The organism is Palleronia aestuarii (assembly GCF_003253995.1).
In the GTDB taxonomy this organism is placed as follows: domain Bacteria; phylum Pseudomonadota; class Alphaproteobacteria; order Rhodobacterales; family Rhodobacteraceae; genus Palleronia; species Palleronia aestuarii.
In genome coordinates this window covers 1-5,533 of record NZ_QKZL01000061.1, presented here as the reverse complement: position 1 = coordinate 5,533, position 5,533 = coordinate 1, and the positions used below count along the sequence as shown (strand labels likewise).

At 65.2% G+C, this 5,533-nt stretch carries 3 protein-coding genes and 3 pseudogenes; 4 read left to right on the top strand and 2 right to left on the bottom strand.

All coding sequences use genetic code 11. The features are described 5' to 3' along the window. Positions 1-384, top strand: a pseudogene (locus LX81_RS21525) (transposase); the annotation flags it as partial. Here LX81_RS21525 and LX81_RS21520 read toward each other — a convergent pair. Further along, positions 381-620: pseudogene (locus LX81_RS21520) on the bottom strand (transposase); the annotation flags it as partial. The pseudogenes LX81_RS21525 and LX81_RS21520 overlap by 4 nt on opposite strands. Positions 621-762: 142 nt before the next feature. Beyond that, the gene (locus LX81_RS22665) at positions 763-987 is read right to left on the bottom strand and encodes a hypothetical protein (protein ID WP_146259526.1); all 225 of its coding nucleotides are present in this window, start codon (positions 985-987) and stop codon (positions 763-765) included. Between the two features lie 145 nt (positions 988-1,132). On the opposite strand from LX81_RS22665, the gene LX81_RS21510 reads away from it, so the two are divergent. From LX81_RS21510 to LX81_RS21500, 3 genes and pseudogenes are all read left to right on the top strand, one after another. Further along, a complete protein-coding gene (locus LX81_RS21510) occupies positions 1,133-2,506 on the top strand; it encodes an AcvB/VirJ family lysyl-phosphatidylglycerol hydrolase (protein ID WP_111539284.1) in 1,374 nt (457 codons plus the stop codon). Between the two features lie 5 nt (positions 2,507-2,511). After that, a complete protein-coding gene (locus LX81_RS21505) occupies positions 2,512-4,548 on the top strand; it encodes a bifunctional lysylphosphatidylglycerol flippase/synthetase MprF (RefSeq protein WP_111539283.1) in 2,037 nt (678 codons plus the stop codon). A gap of 441 nt (positions 4,549-4,989) precedes the next feature. Then, positions 4,990-5,533: pseudogene (locus LX81_RS21500) on the top strand (IS5 family transposase); the annotation flags it as partial.

Below are 5,533 nucleotides of genomic sequence, written 5' to 3'. Positions count from 1 at the left end.
ACCGGGAGCGGCGTAGGCGATGCGCCATTCGTCGGGGTATCGATCCACTGGATCGATCCCTGTTCCTCCTCATTGCCTGGCCTGCTGTCGCAGATCCCCGCGGATGAGCCGGTCGCCTCGATCACCGCCGATGGAGCCTATGATGGCGTTCGCCGGCGGTCTCGAACCGGTGGCGACCACCGGCTCACCTGCCGTGACGCCATCGCAGGCCGTGGAGCGGAAGCAATCATCCCGCCCCGCCGGAACGCAAAGCCGTGGAAGAAGGATAGTCCCGGCGCGGCGAGCCGCAACGAAGCCCTGCGTGCCATCGGACGCGTAGGCCGAACGATCTGGAGGAAGTGGAGCGGATACCATCGCCGAAGCCGCGTCGAAACCAAGGTGAACCGCCTATAGGCGAAGTTCAGGTGAACCTCCTCGCAGAGCTCCATTTCAGACCGGATGCCGTAGAGGTAGCCCACCAGCAGCATCCGGATCATCAGCTCCGGATCGATCGATGGCCTGCCGATCGGACTATAGAGGGCAGCGAGCCGCGGACGGATGGCGTCGAAATCCAGAACCCGGTCGATACGCCGAAGCAGATGATCGGACGGGACGTGACCCTCGATCCGGAACCGGTGCAAAAAGAGCCTCTTGAACCGCCAACCGTCCTATCATCGTCGTACCCTCCCATCCCCTAAAAACAAGAAAATCATGAGCTTAGGCACCGATCAACGGTGATCTTACGAGAGGTAGAGCCCGGCCTTTTGCACCGGTATCGGCCTATTATGGCTTGGTCTTAACGCCCGTGTCGCCCGAGTTCCCGACGCGCTGCCCGACATCGACCTTCTTGCTCCAGGCGTTCAGCGTACTCGCTGAACAGTTGACTTTCCCGAAAAGCGTAACGATGGCGCGCCAGCGAGACCCGTGACGCACCTGGTCGCAGTCGAGGACAATCCTTACCGCACGCTCGTGGACGGCCGAAGAAAACATGTGCGTCGCCTTGCCCATGATGGCTCCATCATACTCAAAAGTTTGAGCCTCGGGCAGACCCAACGCAGTTCATGGCGGAGACGGATCGCAACGAAAGGTACAATTTATCGAACGTCAATCTTCATCGCCTATCGGCTGCGGCGAACAGCCGAGGGGCCTGCCTTTGAGAAACGTTATCGATCCCCGAGGATGGTGCCGCATCCTCGCTCTGCCGGGCCTGTGCCTTGCCGTATCCGTGATTGCCGGGGCCGCGTCCGACGCTGCGAACGCATCCGACAGCGAGGGTCGCGACGCCGTTCTCTCGGTGCAGGTCCCGCAGGGCATCGAGACCCGGTCGACGGCAATCCTCTTCGCCGGCACGGCGGGGTGGAGTTCGGAGCATGCGGCGCGCGCGGAGTTCCTGGCGCGGTCGCACAGCCTGGTCGTGGGGGTGGACGGCGCCCGGCTTCTCGACGCGGTCGGGGCGGATTGTGCCGGTATCGGCACCGGCCTAGCCGATCTGATCCACGCGATCCAAGCCGATGCCGGGGTCTCCGCCCGGGCGCCTGTCCTCGTTGCGATCGACGACGCTGCGGACCTCGCACTGGCCGCGGCGCGGAGTGCGCACTCGCGGTACAAGGGTCTGGTGACGGAGGGCTACGCGTCGTCGCGCGGGCTCTGTGCTCTCGATGATCTCGACCCGCTCGACGGAAAGGCGCCGGTCAGGTGGCTCGATCTCGTCGGGCCGGGTGCGACCTCTGAGGTCGAAATCCTTTCAGGAGCGCGGGGCGTGTCGTTGGCGGAGGATCCGCGGAAGACTTTCTATCGGAGCTACTTCTCGCTTGCCGGAACCGACGCGGCCTTCGACACCGACACCGTACCTCTGGCCAAGGATCTCTCCGACATACCGATCACCATGCACGACGCCCGAGCATCGGCGCCGGGCGATACCTACGCGATCTTCCTCTCGGGGGACGGAGGCTGGGCTCATTTCGACGAGGAGATCGCCGATCGGCTAGCCGAGGCGGGCGTTCCGGTCGTCGGCATCTCCTCCCTTCGGTACCTTTGGCGCGAACGCCGCCCCGAAGAGATCGCGGCGGACCTGACCCTGCTCGACGAACATTTCGCGGAAGTTCTCGGACGGAAAAGACTGTTGCTCGTGGGCTTTTCCTTCGGCGCAAACGTGCTGCCCTTCGCCCTTGCCCATGTCCCAGACGACCTCCGGTCCCGCATCGCGGGGACCGGACTGATCTCGCCCGAGCGGCGCACCGGGTTCGAGATCGTTTTCGGCGGCTGGCTCGGACGCGAGAGCGGGACGAGCGAAGTCGGGGCCGCCATCGTCGATCTCGTCGGCCGGGGCGGGTTGGGGCCGACCTCCTGCCTTTACGGGCGGAAGGATGCCGGCAGCGTGTGTCCGGACCTCGAGATCGAGGGCCTCGACAGGATCGCCTTCGAGGGCGGCCACCATCTCGGCAAATCCTATGACCGGATCGTGCGGCATCTGCTCGACATGGCCGGCACTGGACCGGAAGCCGCTACCATCGCGAACGGGGAGTAGAGTCCATGTCGTCTTCCTCCATCATGTCCGGTCCCGTCGTTCTCGGCCGAAGCATGCTCCTCCGGGCCGCGGGCGCGATCCTGGTCGGTCTCGTTTGCCTCGTCCTCGTGCGCGACCGGTTCGCCGACCTGACCATCGCAGACCTCGCGAACGCCGCCGCCTCGATCGGCCTCGCGAGCGTGGCCCTTGCGCTCGGCCTCGGCGTGGTAAGCCATCTGGCGCTGTCGGGATACGACATTCTGGCCCTGTCGCGGCTCCGTCGCTACGTGCCCTGGCGGCGCGCCCTTGCAGGTGGCTTTGCCGGCACGGTGATCGCGCAGGTTCTGGGCTTCGGCCTCGTTACGGGAAGCCTCGCGCGGGGCCGCATCTATCGTGCCAACGGGCTCCGGGCGGTGGAGATCGCCACGCTGTCGGGCTTCGTGACGGCCGGGTTCTTCGCCGGGATCGGGGTGAGCCTCGTCCTGCTTCTCTGCATCGATCCTTCTCCGGCGGCGCGTGCCTTCGGTGCGGATGCGGGCCTCGTACGCTTTGCCGCCTTGACCGCGCTCGTCATCATCGGCGCCACGATCGCCGGCGGCCGTCGGATGCCCGAGCGCTTGCGCATCCTCTCGATCGAGGTGCGGCGTCCGGATGCGGCCTGGCTCTGCAAGGCGACGGGCTTGGCCCTGGCCGATACGGTTCCCGCCGCCCTCTGTCTCGCCGTCCTGCTCCCCGGAGAGTTGCTCCCCTCGATCCCAAGCTTCGTCGCGATCTACCTTATGGCGCTATCCCTCGGTCATGTCGCCAACCTTCCCGGCGGGGTCGGGCCCTTCGAGGCGATCCTGCTGCTCGCTCTGCCCGATATCCCGATCGAGGTGATGACGGCGGGGATCCTCACTTACCGGGCGACCTATTACGGTCCGCCGCTCCTTCTCGCGATCGTCCTTCTGCTGCGCGCACGTAAGGCGCCCGGGGCCGAACTCCTGTCACCCGACGCCGTCGTCGATCACGTGCAATGGACGCGCGACGAAGCGGATCAGGCGGAGGCCGCACTGATCGAGCTCGGGGACAAGCACGTTTATGCGCCGGCGGATTGCCAAGCCTTCGCCATGTACGGGATCGGCGCGGGAATTTGGCTGATGCTGGGTGACCCGATCGGGCCCGTCGAGGAATGGCCGAAGGTGATCCGCGGGCTGAACGAGGAGGCGCGCGCGGCCGGAGCCCGGCTCGCCGGTTACAAGACGACCGAACGATCACGCGAGATCTGGATCGCGGCGGGCTTCCGCGTCCAGAGCCTTGGCGAGGAAGGGGTGCTGGATGTCGGGGGCTTCGACATCGCGGGTCGCGAGCGTCGCGAATTGCGCCGGAAATGCCGCGCGGCCGAGAAGGCGGGCGTGACGGTAGAGGTGTTCGAACCGGGCTGTGCCCCGCTCGGGGAGATGGCCGGGGTCGCGGCCGCATGGTGCGACGCGAAGGACGGCCCCGAACTGAGCTTTTCGATGGGACACTGGGACCCGCAGTTCAATTCACGCCATGTCTCCGTCGTGGCGAGGCTGCAGGGGCAGCTCGTCGCCTTCATCACCCTCTGGACGTCCGGGGACGGGACGGAGTGGATGCTGGACCTGATGCGGAACGCGCCCGGGGCCCCGAGCGGAACCATGCACCGCCTCGTCGCCGCCGCCATCGACGCCGCCAAGGAGCGTGGCGCGGAACGTTTCAATCTCTGCGCGGCGCCGCTGTCCGGGCTTGATCGGGAGGGGGAAAAGAGCCTGGTCTCACGGATCGGACACCATTTCTACGAAAGGTACGAGGCGCGCCACGGCCTCCAGGGATTGCGCCGGTTCAAGGAGATCTACCGGCCATGCTGGTCGATGCGCAGCGTTGCCGCCGAAGGGCCGGTCGCGATGGTCGAGGCATTTTGGACGGCCCATCTGCTGGTCTCACGGAAGTCTCCGCTCGACATCGAAGGCTCAAATCGGATGATCGCGTTCCCCGCGCCGACAGGCCCCCTCCTGGTGCCCGTCGAACCCGCCGTCACGTCCACCGCGACCCTCGCGGCCTGATCGGGGAACCCTTCGGCGCCGTGCATGGCGGAAACCCGTGTAGCGGCGCCGAGACCTTGACGCCGCGCCGGTTTCCTCGCTCCGAGAGGCGATTGGGTTAGACAGCGAAGTGTTCGTACGTCATGAGGATTAATTCCATCAGGTCGTCCGTCACTAGCACGGAGCGCCCGAAGCATGACGAGGACGCGTCCCGCCGGCGTTGTCGCACGCGTCTCACGCCTTCGGAATCGTCAAAAGATTCGGGATCGTAATCCTCCGTATCCGAAGATCTCGAGCTGGATGGGGTGTATGGCGTTAAGGTTCTACGGTCAGCCGCATGCCTTCGAGCGACAGCGTGATCCCGTCGATAGGAGAACGACGGTTAGTACAATATATCTAGGCTCAGGACCCATTGATTGACGACGTTGGTCGTGATTCAGGCTCCGCGAGGAGACCGCATGAATGAGCAACCTGTTTTGGCTGACCGAGGCGCAGATGGCGCGCCTTCGTCCGTACTTCCCTAAGAGCCATGGCCGTCCCCGCGTCGATGACAGGCGGATCCTGAGCGGCATTGTCTTCGTCAATCGCAACGGGTTGCGCTGGTGCGATGCCCCCCCAGCGAGTATGGCCCGCCGAAGACGCTCCACAACCGGTGGAAGCGGTGGAGCGACATGGGGGTGTTCGCCAGGATCATGGAAGGGTTGGCGGCCGAGGGCGCGGAACGGAAGACGATCATGATCGACGCAACTTATCTCAAGGCACATCGCACGGCTTCCAGCCTGCGGTTGAAAAAGGGGGGCGTGGTAGGCTGATCGGACGGAGTTCGAGGATCAGGAGACGATCCAGTGGATCGTTTCCCCGAGGACGGCGGGATGAACACGAAGCTTCACGCCATCACCGACAGTATCGGGCGCCCGATACGGTTCTTCATCACAGCCGGACAAGTCAGCGACTATACCGGAGCCAGGGCTTTGGTGGGTAGTTTGCCGGCGGCCGACTGGCTGCT